This window comes from Paraoerskovia sediminicola (genome assembly GCF_030296575.1).
Classification (GTDB): domain Bacteria; phylum Actinomycetota; class Actinomycetes; order Actinomycetales; family Cellulomonadaceae; genus Paraoerskovia; species Paraoerskovia sediminicola.
In genome coordinates, this window is sequence record NZ_AP027729.1 from 1,607,105 (window position 1) to 1,622,265 (window position 15,161).

Sequence of the window (15,161 nt, forward strand, 5' to 3'; positions counted from 1 at the left end):
TCCAGGCCGACCGCTCGGGCACGCCGATGGTCGAGGTGCGCGAGCTCCACAAGGAGTTCGGCCACGTCCACGTGCTCAAGGGCGTCGACCTCGAGGTCGAGCGCGGCTCGGTCTGCGTGATCCTCGGCCCGTCCGGCTCCGGCAAGTCGACGCTCCTGCGCTGCATGAACGAGCTCGAGGAGATCACCGGCGGCTCGGTCCTCGTCGACGGCGAGCTCATGGGTTTCCGTGAGACGACCGACAAGGGGAGCACGCGGCTGCACCGGCTGCACCCCCGTGTGATCGCGAAACAGCGCTCCCGGATCGGGATGGTCTTCCAGCGGTTCAACCTGTTCCCGCACATGACGGCGCTCGAGAACGTCATGGAGGCGCCCGTCCAGGTGCGCGGCGACGCGAAGTCGAAGGCACGGGCGCGGGCTCTCGAGCTGCTCGAACGGGTCGGCCTCTCCGACCGGGTCGACCACTACCCGGCGCAGCTCTCGGGCGGGCAGCAGCAGCGCGTCGCGATCGCCCGGGCGCTGGCCATGGACCCGGAGCTCATGCTGTTCGACGAGCCCACGTCGGCGCTCGACCCCGAGCTCGTCGGTGAGGTGCTCGCGGTGATGCAGGACCTCGCGCGTTCCGGGATGACGATGGTCGTGGTCTCCCACGAGATCGGCTTCGCCCGCGAGGTCGCCGACAAGGTGGTCTTCATGGACGACGGCGTGATCGTCGAGGAGGGGCCGCCGTCCGAGGTCATCGACGCGCCGCGGGAGGCGCGGACGAAGGACTTCCTCAGCCACGTGCTCTGACGTCCCGACGCTCCGCGGGGCGTGGGGGACGGCGCAGCCGTGGGGGACGGGGCCGCTCCCCGCCCGCCAGGGATGGTGCGGCCGGGGGCAGCGTCGTCACTCCCGGTGGGCGGCCCGCGCGTCTCGTCGCTGCTCGTTCTCGCTGTCCTCGTCGCCCCCGCGGTCCTCGCGTCGGCCGCCCGAGCCGAGCGAGAACGTCGCCGCGAGACCCAGCAGGAGGAAACCCGCCGCCGCGTACGCGGACCAGCGGGCGCCGTCCGTCAGCGACTCGCGGGCAGCCTCGGCGACGGGCTGCGTCGCCGGGTCGGCGTCGAGTCCCGCGATGGCCCCGCCGGAGCTGTCGACGACGGCCGTCACCGCCTGGTCGGCCTGCGCGGGCGGCACCCCCATGTCGTCGAGCCGGGTGTCGAGGGTGCTGCCGGTGGTCGTGAAGAGCACCGTGCCGAGGATCGCGATGCCGAGAGCAGACCCGAGCTGTCGTGACGTCGACTGCGTGCCGGAGCCGAGGCCGCTCTCCTCGACCGGCACGTCCTTGAGGATCACCCCGGTGAGCTGTGCCGTCGCCATGCCGACGCCGAACCCGTAGACGAAGAGGAACCCGACGATGCCGGCCCACGGGGCGTCGACGGCGAGCACGGAGCCGATCCCCGCGACCCCCACGATCTCGGCGAGGATGCCGATCCGCACCATCCACACCGGCTCCATCCGGTTCGACAGGGCCCCTGCGGCGCCGCTGGCGACGAACGAGCCGATCGCCAGGCCCAGCAGCACGTAGCCGGTCTGCAGGGCGTCGTACCCGCGGGCGTTCTGCAGCCAGATCGGCAGCGACAGGATGATGCCGAACTCGCCGAGCGAGACGACCAGGGCGGCGATGTTGCCGTTGCGGAACGAGGGGATCGTGAACAGGTCGAGAGGGAGCATCGTCGACCGGTGGTGCCGAGCCCGGTGGCGGCTCCACGCGACGAACCCGTAGCACGACACCGCGGAGGCGAGGAAGAACAGGGGGATGGGCGAGACGGGCAGCGGCCAGTCGCCACCGAGGAACGAGAGCCCGTCCTCCGGGGCCCACCAGCCGAGGCTGCGGCCCTCGATCAGTCCGAACACCAGCGTGCCGGCGGTCAGGACCGAGAGCAGGGCGCCGACGCGGTCGATGCGTCGCTCGTCGTCGGACCGGGACTCGTCGACGAACGCCCAGACGCCGGCGAGGATCACGATGCCGAGCGGGACGTTGATGCCGAACGCCCAGCGCCAGGAGAAGTCGGTGGTGAGCCACCCGCCGAGCAGCGGGCCGACGGCCGCCATCCCGCCGATCGTGGACCCCCACACCGCGAAGGCGATACCGCGGTCGCGTCCGCGGAACGTCGCGTTGATGATCGAGAGCGTCGTGGGCAGCACCATCGCCCCGCCGACCCCCTGGACGAACCGGATCGCGATGAGGATCCCGCCGTTCGGCGCGAGCGCCGCGCCGACGGACGCGAGCGTGAAGACGACGACACCGGCCAGGAGCATGCGACGTCGTCCGACCCGGTCGGCGAGGCCGCCGAAGACGAGGAGCAGCGACGCGAAGACGAGCGTGTACGCCTCCTGGACCCACTGCACCTGGGTCGAGCTGATGTCGAGTTCGTCGACGATCGACGGGATCGCGACGTTGACGATCGTCGAGTCGACGATGATCAGGGAGACGGCGATCGAGATGAAGACGAGGGCGAACCACTGGCGTCGGTTCGCGGTGGGTTCAGCGGGGGCGTGGGCCATGAGCAGATACTAAGCATGCTGAGTAAATTGCGGCCAACCCTTGCTCCCGAGTCAGGCGCCGTCCGGAGCCCGGTGACGACTGCGGGAGTGTGCTGGCGCCGGTGGCAGTGCGCCCGACAGCCGGCGGAACGCACGAGTGCCCCCGACCCGAAGGTCAGGGGCACTCGTCAAGACTGTTCCGAGGGCTCGCGCCGCCTCGAGGTCGAATCAGACCGGGCGGATGTTCTCCGCCTGCGGGCCCTTCGGGCCCTGCGTCACGTCGAACTCGACGCGCTGGTTCTCCTCGAGGGTGCGGTAGCCCTGCGTCTGGATGGCCGAGTAGTGAGCGAAGACGTCAGCCGAGCCGTCCTCAGGGGCGATGAAGCCAAAGCCCTTCTCAGCGTTGAACCACTTCACAATTCCGAGCGTCATCTGGTACTGCTCCTTCAAGAGGTGTCAACGACCCCGTGTTTCGAGGTCGTGCATCACGGTGTTCGTCGTCAACTCTTGGTAACAAGGTCCGCCGAGCTATCGAGCGTGGCGCGAGGACAAGCGAGGCACTGCTATCTGCCCGTTCAGGATACATGCCACGGGCGGTGCGCACCATGCCTGGATGTGGTGCAGATCTCGCGAGTGCCACGAACCGGGGCAGAACGGCCGCCACCTGTACGTTCTCGCGACGGTGTCGGTCGCTGCTGGTACGACTTGGGCAGTGCTCCCGGACCCGGGAGCAGCGCTCGGTACGTCCGGAGGACCCATGTTCGTGATCGACCCCGTCGTGCACGACTCGGATCCCGATGCCTCGGCTGCACCGCACGTCGTCTGGTCGGCCAGCGACCTGGTGCGCGCCGCCCGGTGCGAGTTCGCGACCGTCCGTCGCCTGGACGAGGTCCTCGGGCGCGCGCCTCGACTCGCGGCCGAGGCCGACGACATGCTCGAGCGCGCCGCCCGGCTGGGCGACGCGCACGAGTCGCGCGTGCTCGCCCGCTATGTCGACCGTAGAGACCCTGCGGGGCTCCTCACCGCGCGAGGGTCGGACGACGTCGCCGGGGCAGCGGGGCGCGTCGTCACCGTCGCAGCCGAGGCCGCGAGAGGGGCGGGCGGGCGGCGTGAACGACTCGAGCAGGCGCACGGGCTGACGCTCGCGCTCCTCGAGGAGGGCGCCGCCGTCGTGCACCAGGCGTCGTTCTTCGACGGCGAGTTCCACGGCCTCGCCGACTTCATCGTCCGCTCGGGCGAGGGCGCGGACGCCATCTTCACGGTGGTGGACGCGAAGCTCGCGCGCAGCGCGAAGGTCGACGCACTCCTGCAGCTCGGGGCCTACGCGGACCAGCTGGAGGCCGCCGGGTTCCCGGTCGCGCCGGAGGCCCGGCTCGTGCTCGGTACCGGCGCCGAGACCTCGCACCGGCTGGCCGACCTGCTGCCGGTCTTCCGGGAGCGGCGCGTCCGGCTCCGCTCGTTGATCGCCGAGCGTGTGGCGGACGCCGCGCCGGTGGCCTGGGGAGATCCCCGCTACAGCGCCTGCGGCGCGTGCGACCACTGCACGGCCGAGGTCGTCGCGAACGACGACGTCCTCCAGGTGGCCGGCATGCGTCGCACCCAGCGAGACCGCCTACGGGCCGCCGGGATCACGACGATGACGGAGCTCGCGCGAGCGACCCGCGGGCCGCGGGACATGTCGGCCGCGACCTTCGAGAAGCTGCGACGCCAGGCAGCGATGCAGACCGGGCTCGCCGTCGTCGACGGGACGGTCGTGTGGACGGAGCGGGACGCCGACGGGCAGGAGGTCGAACAGCAGCGGTCGTGGACCGTCGTCGACCCGGGTGCGGTCGAGCGGCTCCCGGCTCCCAGCCCCGGGGACATCTTCTTCGACTTCGAGGGCGACCCCCTCTGGACGGACGCCGCGGGACAGGACTGGGGCCTCGACTACCTCTTCGGACTGGTCGAGCGCCCGACCGAACCCGGGAGCAGGGCGCCGTTCCACGCGTTCTGGGCGCACGACCTGACGCAGGAGCGGGCCGCCCTCGTCGCGTTCGTCGACTACGTGACCGAGCGCCGACGCCGCTACCCGGACCTGCACGTCTACCACTACGCGCCGTACGAGAAGACGCACCTCGTGTCGATCGCCGCGCGCCACGGCGTGTACGAGGAGGAGGTCGACGACCTCCTGCGCGAGGGCGTCCTCGTGGACCTCTACGCCACCGTGCGGGAGTCCGTGCGGATCTCCACGGGGTCGTACTCGATCAAGAAGCTCGAGCCGCTCTACATGGGGGAGCACCTGCGGTCCGGGGACGTGACCGACGCCGCCGCCTCGATCGTCGCCTACGCCACCTACGGCGAGGCACGTGACTCCGGTGACGAGGCCCGCGCCGACGAGCTGCTCGCCGGCATCCGGGACTACAACCGGTACGACTGCGACTCGACGCTCGTCCTGCTGGAGTGGCTCCGGTGGGCCGCGGAGCGTGCTGGCGGCGCCGCGACCGGCGGCGCGTTCCGCCCCGACCCGTACCTCGGCCTCGACCCGCACGTGCTCGGGGTGCCTGCCGGTGCTGCGGGTGCAGTGCCCGACGGGTCGGACGACTCGACCGACGACCGTTCTGCTGCCCTGACCGACGCCCGCGCCGCGGTGCTCGCGGTAGAAGGCCGCGTCCGGGAGATCGTCGGCGAGGACCGGGCGGCGCGGTCCGCCGACGAGGACGCACTGGCCCTCCTCGGTGCCGCAGCCGGCTACTACGCCCGCGAGGACAAGGCCGCGTGGCGGGAGCACTTCGCGCGACTCGTCGATCCCGTGGACGAGTGGCCGGGCAGCGACAACTTCGTCGTCGAGTCCGCGCGCCCGCTCACGGGATGGAGCAAGCCGCCGCGCGCCCGGACCCTCCGCCGGACCGTCGAGCTGCGCGGCCGTCTCGACGCCGGCCGTGAGGTTCGCGAGGGAGAGGGGCGCACCGCCCTGTACGACGCGCCCTGGCCGTCCGCCGCGAAGGACTCGGTCGACGGTCACCGTGCGGCGATCGACGGGTTGACCGTCGAGTCCACGTCCCGGGACGGCGACGTGCACGTCCTCGTGGTCCAGGAGAAGGCCCCCAGGGCGTCGACGGGTGGGACCAGCTGCCGATGGCTCTCGTTCCGGGGCCCCCGCTGAACACGCCCTCGCAGCGGGCCTCGGTCCTCGCGACGGCGCAGGCGGCGCTCGCCACGTGGGGGGCGCGGCCGGCGCCACGGACCTGAGCGACGTCGGCCCGAGCGCCTCGGACGGGAGCGCAATCGACCTCGGAGCCGCCGACCTGGGCGCCGCCGACGGGAGCGCAATCGACGTGAGCGCAACCGACCTTGGAGCCGCAGACCCGGGCGCCGCGGATCGCCTGCCGCAGACGCCGGCCGTCGAGATCGTCCGGCGCCGCCCGCCTCGCGTCGACGGTGGACCGCTGCCGGCGGTCGGGGACGGTCCGCGGCGCTACATCGACGCGCTGCTCGCGGCGCTCCGCGGGATCGACGGCTCCTACGTCGCGGTCCAGGGCCCGCCGGGGACGGGCAAGACCTACGTCGGCTCGCACGTCGTCGCCGAGCTGGTCGCCGGTGGCTGGCGGGTCGGGGTCGTCGCCCAGAGCCACGCCGTGGTCGCGAACTTCCTGCAGAAGGTCGTGTCCGCCGGTGTCTCACCGGCGCAGGTCGCCAAGAAGCTGCCGGCGGGGGCCAAGCCCGACCCGGAGGTGCCGTGGCGCGAGCTGGACGGCAAGGGACTCGCCGCGCACGCCGCCGCCGGTCCCGGTGTGGTCGGTGGCACCGCGTGGGACTTCGCCAACGAGACGAGCTACGCCGAGTCCTGCCTGGACCTGCTGGTGATCGACGAGGCCGGGCAGTTCTCCCTGGCGAACACCGTCGCCGTCGGTCGGTCGGCGCGACGCCTGCTCCTGCTCGGCGACCCGCAGCAGCTCCCGCAGGTCACGCAGGGCCAGCACCCGGAGCCCGTCGACGTGTCCGCGCTGTCGCACCTCGCCGGGGACCATGCCGTCCTCCCGGGCGAGCTCGGGTACTTCCTCGAGACGACGTGGCGGATGCACCCCGAGGTCACCGCGCCCGTGTCGAGGCTCTCCTACGACGGACGGCTGCGCGCCGAGGCCGCGGCTGCCGGGCGCTCGCTGACGGGCGTCGAGCCCGGGGTCGGGTGCGTCCGCGTCGAGCACACCGGCAACGTGCAGTCGTCCGCCGAGGAGGCCGAGGAGGTCGTCCGCCAGGTGCGGGCCGTCGTCGGGCGCACGTGGGACGACGGCAAGACTGAGCCGGCGGAGGGCGCCACGGACCCGGAGCGTCCGCCGGTCGGCCGACCCCTGGAGGCCGCCGACATCCTCGTCGTCGCGGCCTACAACGCGCAGGTCGGCGTCGTCCAGGACGCCCTCGACCGGGCCGGCCTCGCGGCGGTCCGGGTCGGCACGGTGGACAAGTTCCAGGGGCAGGAGGCCCCGGTCGCGATCTTGACGACGGCGGCCTCGAGCCCGGCGGAGGTCCCGCGCGGCATGGGGTTCCTGCTCTCCCGCAACCGGATCAACGTGGCGGTGTCCCGCGCCCAGTGGCGCGCCGTCGTCGTCCGCTCCGACCGGCTGACCGACTACCTGCCCGCCACACCCGACGAGCTCGCCGAGCTCGGTGCCTTCATCGCCCTGTGCGCCGGAGACGCCTGACGGGGCGTGACCCGACGGTGACCGGGTGGCTCACCGGTGTAGGTAAGAACCCGGCCGGCGCGCACCCTCAGGCGCCGACGTACTCCGCGAGGTGCTTGCCCGTGAGCGTCGAGCGGTCCGCGACGAGATCCGCCGGGGACCCCTCGAACACGACCCGACCGCCGTCGTGACCGGCGCCCGGGCCCAGATCGATGATCCAGTCGGCGTGCGCCATCACGGCCTGGTGGTGCTCGATCACTATCACCGACTTGCCGACGTCCACGAGCCGGTCGAGCAGCCCGAGCAGCTGGTCGACGTCGGCCAGGTGCAGCCCGGTGGTCGGCTCGTCGAGGACGTAGACACCGCCCTTCTCGCCCATGCGCGTCGCGAGCTTGAGGCGCTGGCGCTCGCCGCCCGAGAGGGTCGTCAGCGGCTGCCCCAGCGTCAGGTAGCCCAGACCGACGTCCGCCATGCGCTCGAGGATCTTGTGAGCCGCGGGGATGCGGGCGTCGCCCTCGCCGAAGAACCGCTCCGCCTCGGCGACCGACAGCTCGAGGACCTCGGCGATGTTCTTGCCGCCGGCACCGTCAGCACCGTCAGCACCCCCGTCGCCAGAGCCGCTGCCACCAGAGCCGCCACCCCCGAGCCGGTACTCGAGGACCGAGGACTGGAACCGCTTGCCGTCGCACTCCTCGCACGGCGACTCGACCGTGGCCATGACGCCGAGGTCCGTGTAGATGACGCCGGCGCCCTTGCACGTCGGGCAGGCGCCCTCGGAGTTCGCGCTGAACAGGGCGGGCTTGACCCCGTTGGCCTTCGCGAACGCCTTGCGGATCGGGTCGAGGAGGCCCGTGTAGGTCGCGGGGCTGCTGCGCCGCGACCCGCGGATCGCGCCCTGGTCGATGACGACCGTGCCCTCCTGGTCGGCGAGCGACCCGTGGATCAGCGAGCTCTTGCCGGAGCCCGCGACGCCGGTCACGACGCACAGGACCCCGAGCGGCACGTCGACGTCGACGCCGCGCAGGTTGTGGGTGTCGGCGCCGCGGATCTCCAGCGCGCCGGACGGCTCGCGCACCGAGTCCTTCAGCGCGGCACGGTCGTCCAGGTGGCGCCCGGTGACGGTGTCGCTGTCACGCAACCCGTCGAGGCTCCCCTCGTAGCAGACCGTCCCGCCGTGGCTCCCGGCACCCGGGCCGAGGTCGACGACGTGGTCGGCGATCGCGATCGTCTCGGGCTTGTGCTCGACGACGAGCACCGTGTTGCCCTTGTCGCGCAGCTGGAGCAGCAGCTGGTTCATCCGCTCGATGTCGTGGGGGTGCAGGCCGATCGTCGGCTCGTCGAAGACATACGTGACGTCCGTGAGGGACGACCCGAGGTGACGGATCATCTTGGTGCGCTGGGACTCGCCGCCCGAGAGGGTCCCGGCCGGCCGGTCGAGCGACAGGTACCCGAGCCCGATCTCCGTGAACGAGTCGAGGATGTGCTGCAGGCCTTTGAGCAGCGGCGCTACCGACGGCTCCTCGAGATTCCGGACCCACGCCGCGAGGTCGCTGATCTGCATCGCGGACACCTCGGCGATGTTCTTGCCCGCGACCTTCGACGACCGTGACTCGGCGGTGAGGCGGGTCCCGTCGCAGTCCGGGCAGGTCGTGAAGGTGATGGCCCGCTCGACGAAGGCGCGGATGTGCGGCTGCATCGCGTCGACGTCCTTGGACAGGAACGACTTCTGGATCTGCGGGATCAGGCCCGAGTACGTCAGGTTGATGCCGTCGACCTTGATCTTGGTGGGCTCGCGGTGGAGCAGGTCGTCGAGCTCGGTCTTCGTGTACTTCGCGATCGGCTTGTCCGGGTCGAAGTACCCGGAGCCACGGAAGATCCGGCCGTACCAGCCCTCCATCGAGTAGCCGGGGATCGTGAGGGCACCCTCGTTCAGCGACTTCGACGCGTCGTAGAGAGCGGTGAGGTCGAAGTCGCTGACGGCGCCCTTGCCCTCGCAGCGAGGGCACATGCCGCCGGTGATGCTGAAGGACCGACGCTCCTTGACGGTCTTCCCGCCCTTCTCGAGGGTCACGGCGCCGGCGCCGCTGATCGACGCGACGTTGAACGAGAAGGCCTGGGGCGAGCCGATGTGCGGCTCCCCGACCCGGCTGAAGAGGATGCGCAGCATCGCGTAGGCGTCGGTCGCGGTCCCGACGGTGGAGCGCGGGTTGGCGCCCATGCGCTCCTGGTCGACGATGATCGCCGTCGTCAGACCCTCGAGGTGGTCGACCTCCGGGCGCGCGAGCGTCGGCATGAACCCCTGGAGGAACGCGGAGTACGTCTCGTTGATCATGCGCTGCGACTCCGCGGCGATCGTGCTGAACACGAGCGAGCTCTTCCCGGAGCCGGAGACGCCCGTGAAGACGGTCAGCCGGCGCTTCGGGATCTCGACGTCGATGTCGCGCAGGTTGTTCACGCGCGCGCCCTGGACGCGGATCATGTCGTGTCCGTCGGCGGCGTGCGGCGTGCTGGGGGTCCGGTCGGGGCTCGCGGTGCGGGTCATGCTGGGATTCTCCGCCGACCCTCGGCGCGGGGCAACGGCGTCGGACGACGGCGCGCGGGAACCTCAGTCGACGAGCGTGAGCTCGACCACCGGGACCAGCTCGCGCCAGTCCTGCCCCGGCGAGGCGGCGGGCCTCGCCCACTCGGCGAGCACGGGTTCGAGCTTCTCCCAGGCCGTGCCGTGCTCGGTGCGATACGCGTCGAGGACGGCGACGGCGTCCGGCACGTCGAGGACGTCGGCGAGGGCGCGGCGGCGGGCGACCTTCCCGCTGCTGGCCACGACGCGGGGGTCGGCCAGGACGTTGCGGTACCACTGCGAGGTCGGCCCGAGGCCCGCGACGACCTGCATGACGCCGGCCGACGGTCGGTCGACGACCTCGAGCACGACCTCGCGCAGCAGCCCTGACGACCGTCCGCGGTGCTCGAGGAGCAGCATGCGGTCGCCCAGGACCCGGCCGAGGCCGAGGCGGTAGAGGTGGATCGGCGCGCGCACGACCCAGCGGGTGTGCAGCACGCGGGACGCGAGGCTGCGGGGCGCCTCACTCGGTCGCTCCCACGTCATGCAGGCCTCCCGTCCGTACGGCTGCGCTCGAGACTATCGCTGCAACGACGCCGATGTTTGCGGACTGTCCCGCCCTCGATGTCGTGATCCAGGGCCGGATCGTGAGATAAATGGTGTCGCCGGTCACACTGCTGTAACGATCCTCTGCCGATCATCCGTTCGAGACACACTCGACACATTCCGTGATTACGGTTCACCGCACGGCTCGGCTACCGCTGCGCCTCAGGACCATGCTCCACCCGGAGGGAACACACGATGAATCGACGGACCACGTTCGCGACGCGCGGGCTCGCCATCGCCGCCGCACTCAGCCTCGGCCTCGCCGCCTGCAGCACCTCGACCGACGAGGGCAGCGACGACAGCGCCGACGGTGGGGACACCAGCAGCAGCTCCGAGACCGACGACCAGCTCGTCGTCGGCACCCTGCTCCCGCTGACCGGGACGCTCGCGTTCCTCGGCCCGCCCGAGGTCGCCGGTGTCGGCCTCGCCGTCCAGGAGATCAACGAGGCCGGCGGTGTGCTCGGCAACGACGCGACGATCGTCAGCGCCGACTCCGGTGACACGACCGACCTGAACGTCTCGACGCAGTCCGCGACGGACCTCATCAACCAGGACGCCGACGTGATGATCGGCGCGGCCTCGTCCAGCGTCTCGCTCAACGTCGTCGACATGGTCACGGCCGCAGGCGTCATGCAGATCTCGCCCGCGAACACGTCCAACACGCTCTCCGGCTACAGCGACCTCTTCGCCCGCACCGCCCCGCCGGACACCGTCCAGGGCGCCGCGCTCGGGACCCTGATGCTCGACGGCGGCGCCACCAAGGTCGGCCTCCTCGTGCAGAACGAGGACTACGGGACGGGCCTGCGCGACAACGTGCAGCAGACCCTCGAGTCCGGCGGCGCCGAGGTCGTGTACGGCGGCTCCGACTCCGGCCAGGAGTTCCAGCCCGGTGAGTCGAACTTCTCGGCCCAGGTGACCGACCTGCTCGCCCAGGACCCCGACGCCATCGGCGTCATCGCGTTCGACGAGACGAAGGCCATCGTCACCGAGCTCGTCGCCCAGGGCTGGGAGATGGGTGCGAAGACGTTCTTCTGCGACGGCAACACCGCGTCGTACGAGGAGGACTTCGAGCCCGGGACGCTCGAGGGCGTCCTCGGTACGATCCCCGGCGCCAACGCCGAGGGTGAGTTCAAGGAGCGTCTCGACACCTACTCCGTCGACGAGGAGGGCGAGGAGCTCACGTCCTACGCCTACGGCCCGGAGTCGTACGACGCGACGATCCTCGCCGCGCTCGCCGCGGTCCGCGGTGGCTCGGCGGACGGTCAGACGATCGCCGACAACATCAAGCAGGTCTCCGGCTCCGAGGGCGGCACCGAGGTCTCGACCTTCGCCGAGGGCGTCGAGGCGCTCGAGGCCGGCGACGAGATCAACTACAAGCCGGTCTCCGGTGGTGGCCCGCTCAACGAGGACAACGACCCGTCGTCCGCGCTGATCGGCGTCTACGAGTACGACGGCAACAACGTCCAGCAGTTCACGCGTGCGGTCGAGGGCAAGATCTGACCTGGCACACATGAGCTGACCTCCAGGGCCTGACGGCCTCGGACGGACTCACGGAGGGGCCCCGCACCGGCGACGGTGCGGGGCCCCTCTGCTGTGCGGGCAGGGGCAGGGGCGGTACCCGGCGAGCGTGTCGTTTGCGGGCTCCCGCGCGTCGTCCGGCCCCGTGAGCGTGTCGTTCGCTGGCTCCCGCGCGTGGTGCGACCCCGCGAGCGTGTCGTTCGCCGGCTCCCGCGCGCGGTGCGACCCCGCGGACTACACGCTCGGGGATGTCGTCCAAGAAGGGCGGACGGGTTCAGGCGGCGCGGCCTGGGCAGGCGGCACAGCCGGACAGGCGGCCGGGTCAAGCGTCCGCCCTCGCGCGGCACTGCCCGGGCAGCAGAGGAGGAGGCCTCCGGGGTCATCACCCCGGAGGCCTCCTCCTGTTCATGCGCCCTGTCGCCGGCCGGAATCCCTCACTCCGGCGGGGCTCTCACCCCGGCAGGCGGGTCTCAGCCGGCCGTGGCGTCGGCCTCGGCGGCGTTCTCCTCGACGTCCTCGGCGAGCGTGCCGAGATAGAGGGAGATGACCTTCGGGTCGGCCTGGAGCTCGCGCCCCGTGCCGGTGTGCGCGTCGGTGCCCTGGTCGAGCACGTAGCCGCGGTCGCAGATCTGCAGGCAGCGGCGGGCGTTCTGCTCGACCATGACGACCGAGACGCCGGCCTTGTTGATCATGCGGGTGCGCAGGAAGGTCTCGTCCTGGCGCACGGGCGACAGGCCTGCGGACGGCTCGTCGAGGAGCAGCACCGACGGGTTCATCATCAGGGCCCGTGCCATCGCGACCATCTGCCGCTCACCACCGGAGAGCGATCCGGCGCGCTGGTTGCGACGCTCCCCGAGGGCGGGGAAGAGGTCGGCGATGAACGCGAACCGGTCGGCGAAGATCTTCGGCTTCAGGTAGACGCCCATCTTCATGTTCTCCTCGATGGTGAGCGAGGGGAACACGTTGTTGGACTGCGGCACGAACCCGACGCCGCGACCCACGAGCTTGTTGGCCTTCATGCCCGTGATCTCCTCGCCGTCGAGCTCGACGGTCCCGGAGCGGATCTCGACCTGCCCGAAGAGGGCCTTGAGGAGCGTCGACTTCCCGGCGCCGTTGGGGCCGATGATGCCGATCAGCTCACCCTTGCCGACCTCGATCGAGCAGTCGTTGAGGATGTTCACGCCGGGCAGGTAGCCGGCCACGAGGTTGTTGGCCCGCAGCAGCGTCTCGCCGCGTACGGCACTCGTCCCGCCTGCCACGGAGCCGGTCTCGGCTGCGGCGTTCGGGTCGAGCGGGGAGGCCGCGGTGGCGTCGGTCTTCTCAGGGGTCGTGTCGCTCATCGCTTCTCCTCCTCGGCCTCGAGCCGCTTCAGGACCTCCGGGTCGAGCAGCGCGTCGTCGCCCAGGTCCGTGTCGTGGTGGGCGCCGAGGTAGGCGTCGACGACGGCCTGGTCCTTCATGACGCCCTCGGGCGGGCCCTCGGCGACGATCCGACCCTCGGCCATGACGACCACCCAGTCGGAGATGTGCCGGACGGCGTGCATGTCGTGCTCGACGAACAGGACGGTCATGCCCTCGTCGCGCAGCGCCTGGACGTGGCCCAGCAGCGACTGCACGAGCGCCGGGTTCACGCCGGCCATCGGCTCGTCGAGCATGATCATCGTGGGGTCGGTCATGAGCGCGCGCGCCATCTCGAGGAGCTTGCGCTGGCCGCCCGAGAGCGAGCCGGCGAAGTCGTCCTTCTTGGTGTCGAGCTTGAAGCGCCCGAGGATCTCGAGCGCCTTCTCGGTGACCTCGGCCTCACGCTTCTTCCACAGCGGCTGGAACAGCGAGGTGAAGAGGTTCTCGCCGGGATGCTGCGTGGCGGCGAGCCGCATGTTGTCGAGCACGGTCAGGCGCGACAGCGCCTTTGTGAGCTGGAACGTGCGGACGGCTCCGGTGCGGGCCACCCGGGCCGCGGACTTGCCGGCGAGCGGCTGCCCGTCGAACTTCCAGTGGCCGTTGTCGGGGACGTCGAACCCGGTGAGCAGGTTGAAGAACGTCGTCTTGCCGGCACCGTTCGGCCCGATCAGCGCCGTGATGGCGCCGCGCTGGACCTCGAGGTGCTTGACGTCCACGGCGGTCATACCGCCGAACTTGCGCAGGACGTCGTCCACCACCATGAGCGAGTCGGGCTTGGCGACCCCGGGGGTCGGCTCGAGGCCGACGAGGCCCGCGGGCCCCGTGGTGGAGTTCTGCGTCCCGGTCGGGGCGGACGCGTCGGTCGGTCGGGTCACGGTCGCCCCGTCCGTCGTGGGCTGGGTGTCATCGGCCATCGAACGCCAGCTCCTTCTTGTCGCCGAATATCCCTTGCGGGCGGAAGATCACCAGGCACATGAGCGTGATGCCGACGATCATGCCGCCGATCTGCTCGATCTGTGCCGACGAGATCGCGTCGGGCAGCGCCACGCGCATCCCGGCGCGCAGCAGCATGTACACGCCGAAGAAGATCATCGACCCGACCACGGGCCCCCAGATCGTCGCGGCGCCTCCGAGCAGCAGGATCGTCCAGATGAAGAACGTCATCGAGCGACCCATGGAGTCCGGTTGGACCGCTCGTGGAAGGACGAACAGGACACCGGCGACCGATCCGGCGACACCACCGAGGATCAGCGCCTGCATCTTGTAGGAGTAGACGTTCTTGCCGAGGGCGCGGACGGCGTCCTCGTCCTCGCGGATCCCCTTGAGGACGCGGCCCCACGGGCTGCGCGTGATGAGCCAGACCAGGAGGACGGCGAGCAGCACGACCGACCAGGCGACGAGTCGCACCCACCACGAGTTGGACCCGTTGTTCGAGTACTCCCAGGGGCCGAACTGCGTCGACCCGTCGGGCAGGAACGACAGGTCCATGAACGTGTACTTGAACGAGTTGCCGGTCAGGCCGGAGGAGCCACCCGTGGAGTCGTTGAACACGGTGGAGCGGCCGATCATGCGGATGATCTCGGCCGCGGAGATCGTGACGATCGCCAGGTAGTCACCGCGCAGCTTCAGCGTGGGGACACCGAGGATCAGGGCGAACAGCGCGCCCGCCGCGATGGCGATGAGCAGCGCCACGAAGAAGGGCAGACCGGCGATCGTGGCGATCGCGAAGCCGTAGGCGCCGAGCAGCATGAACCCGGCCTGTCCCATGTTGAGCAGTCCGGTGTAACCGAAGTGCAGGTTGAGGCCGATCGCGGCCAGGGCGTACGCGGCGGTCGTGGGAGCGATCAGCTCGCCGAGGACCTGCGTGAGGATTCGTGTCAGTTCCATGACGTTCCCT

Annotated in this window: 11 protein-coding genes; 4 read left to right on the forward strand and 7 right to left on the reverse strand. The window is 71.0% G+C overall.

The window, feature by feature from the left end:
* Positions 1 to 26 precede the first annotated feature (26 nt).
* Positions 27 to 791: an amino acid ABC transporter ATP-binding protein gene (locus QUE47_RS07500; RefSeq protein ID WP_286219432.1), complete on the forward strand. Its 765-nt coding sequence runs from the start codon at positions 27 to 29 to the stop codon at positions 789 to 791.
* A gap of 96 nt (positions 792 to 887) precedes the next feature.
* On the opposite strand, the gene QUE47_RS07505 is transcribed toward QUE47_RS07500, so the two are convergent.
* The gene (locus QUE47_RS07505; protein WP_286219238.1) at positions 888 to 2,546 is read right to left on the reverse strand and encodes a DHA2 family efflux MFS transporter permease subunit; all 1,659 of its coding nucleotides are present in this window, start codon (positions 2,544 to 2,546) and stop codon (positions 888 to 890) included.
* Between the two features lie 207 nt (positions 2,547 to 2,753).
* Complete coding sequence (locus QUE47_RS07510) at positions 2,754 to 2,957, reverse strand: cold-shock protein (RefSeq protein WP_286219239.1); 204 nt, start codon at positions 2,955 to 2,957, stop codon at positions 2,754 to 2,756.
* Positions 2,958 to 3,288: 331 nt separating this feature from the next.
* Here QUE47_RS07510 and QUE47_RS07515 point away from each other — a divergent pair, with 331 nt between their 5' ends.
* Positions 3,289 to 5,667 carry a TM0106 family RecB-like putative nuclease gene (locus tag QUE47_RS07515; RefSeq protein ID WP_286219240.1) on the forward strand — a complete coding sequence of 793 codons (2,379 nt, stop codon included), beginning with the start codon at positions 3,289 to 3,291 and terminating at the stop codon, positions 5,665 to 5,667.
* A gap of 172 nt (positions 5,668 to 5,839) precedes the next feature.
* A complete protein-coding gene (locus tag QUE47_RS07520) occupies positions 5,840 to 7,204 on the forward strand; it encodes a DEAD/DEAH box helicase (protein WP_350227702.1) in 1,365 nt (454 codons plus the stop codon).
* 67 nt (positions 7,205 to 7,271) lie between these two features.
* Here the strand turns inward: QUE47_RS07520 and QUE47_RS07525 are convergent, their stop codons facing one another.
* Together QUE47_RS07525 and QUE47_RS07530 are read right to left on the reverse strand one after the other, a co-directional pair.
* On the reverse strand, positions 7,272 to 9,725 hold the full coding sequence (locus QUE47_RS07525) for an ATP-binding cassette domain-containing protein (protein WP_286219241.1): 2,454 nt from the start codon (positions 9,723 to 9,725) through the stop codon (positions 7,272 to 7,274).
* Positions 9,726 to 9,788: 63 nt separating this feature from the next.
* Positions 9,789 to 10,286, reverse strand: a complete 498-nt coding sequence (locus QUE47_RS07530; RefSeq protein ID WP_286219242.1) for a nitroreductase family deazaflavin-dependent oxidoreductase — start codon at positions 10,284 to 10,286, stop codon at positions 9,789 to 9,791.
* 255 nt (positions 10,287 to 10,541) lie between these two features.
* Here QUE47_RS07530 and QUE47_RS07535 point away from each other — a divergent pair, with 255 nt between their 5' ends.
* On the forward strand, positions 10,542 to 11,846 hold the full coding sequence (locus QUE47_RS07535; RefSeq protein WP_286219243.1) for an ABC transporter substrate-binding protein: 1,305 nt from the start codon (positions 10,542 to 10,544) through the stop codon (positions 11,844 to 11,846).
* A 488-nt stretch (positions 11,847 to 12,334) separates the two neighbouring features.
* Here the strand turns inward: QUE47_RS07535 and QUE47_RS07540 are convergent, their stop codons facing one another.
* From QUE47_RS07540 to QUE47_RS07550, 3 genes are read right to left on the reverse strand one after another with little or no spacing between them, the layout of a single operon-like run.
* The gene (locus tag QUE47_RS07540) at positions 12,335 to 13,204 is read right to left on the reverse strand and encodes an ABC transporter ATP-binding protein (protein ID WP_286219244.1); all 870 of its coding nucleotides are present in this window, start codon (positions 13,202 to 13,204) and stop codon (positions 12,335 to 12,337) included.
* Positions 13,201 to 14,178, reverse strand: a complete 978-nt coding sequence (locus QUE47_RS07545) for an ABC transporter ATP-binding protein (RefSeq protein WP_434019741.1) — start codon at positions 14,176 to 14,178, stop codon at positions 13,201 to 13,203. The genes QUE47_RS07540 and QUE47_RS07545 overlap by 4 nt, the downstream gene beginning before the upstream one ends.
* Positions 14,168 to 15,151, reverse strand: coding sequence for a branched-chain amino acid ABC transporter permease (locus QUE47_RS07550; protein ID WP_286219245.1), 984 nt, complete (start codon positions 15,149 to 15,151; stop codon positions 14,168 to 14,170). Before QUE47_RS07550 ends, QUE47_RS07545 begins: the two co-directional genes overlap by 11 nt.
* Positions 15,152 to 15,161: the final 10 nt, after the last annotated feature.

What these genes read in the sequence shown, in the direction of transcription:
- QUE47_RS07500 (WP_286219432.1), top strand. Translation starts at nt 27, where the DNA reads ATGGTCGAGGTGCGCGAGCTCCACAAGGAGTTCGGCCACGTCCACGTG.
- QUE47_RS07505 (WP_286219238.1), bottom strand. Translation starts at nt 2,546, where the DNA reads ATGGCCCACGCCCCCGCTGAACCCACCGCGAACCGACGCCAGTGGTTC.
- QUE47_RS07510 (WP_286219239.1), bottom strand. Translation starts at nt 2,957, where the DNA reads ATGACGCTCGGAATTGTGAAGTGGTTCAACGCTGAGAAGGGCTTTGGC.
- QUE47_RS07525 (WP_286219241.1), bottom strand. Translation starts at nt 9,725, where the DNA reads ATGACCCGCACCGCGAGCCCCGACCGGACCCCCAGCACGCCGCACGCC.
- QUE47_RS07530 (WP_286219242.1), bottom strand. Translation starts at nt 10,286, where the DNA reads ATGACGTGGGAGCGACCGAGTGAGGCGCCCCGCAGCCTCGCGTCCCGC.
- QUE47_RS07535 (WP_286219243.1), top strand. Translation starts at nt 10,542, where the DNA reads ATGAATCGACGGACCACGTTCGCGACGCGCGGGCTCGCCATCGCCGCC.
- QUE47_RS07540 (WP_286219244.1), bottom strand. Translation starts at nt 13,204, where the DNA reads ATGAGCGACACGACCCCTGAGAAGACCGACGCCACCGCGGCCTCCCCG.
- QUE47_RS07545 (WP_434019741.1), bottom strand. Translation starts at nt 14,178, where the DNA reads ATGGCCGATGACACCCAGCCCACGACGGACGGGGCGACCGTGACCCGA.
- QUE47_RS07550 (WP_286219245.1), bottom strand. Translation starts at nt 15,151, where the DNA reads ATGGAACTGACACGAATCCTCACGCAGGTCCTCGGCGAGCTGATCGCT.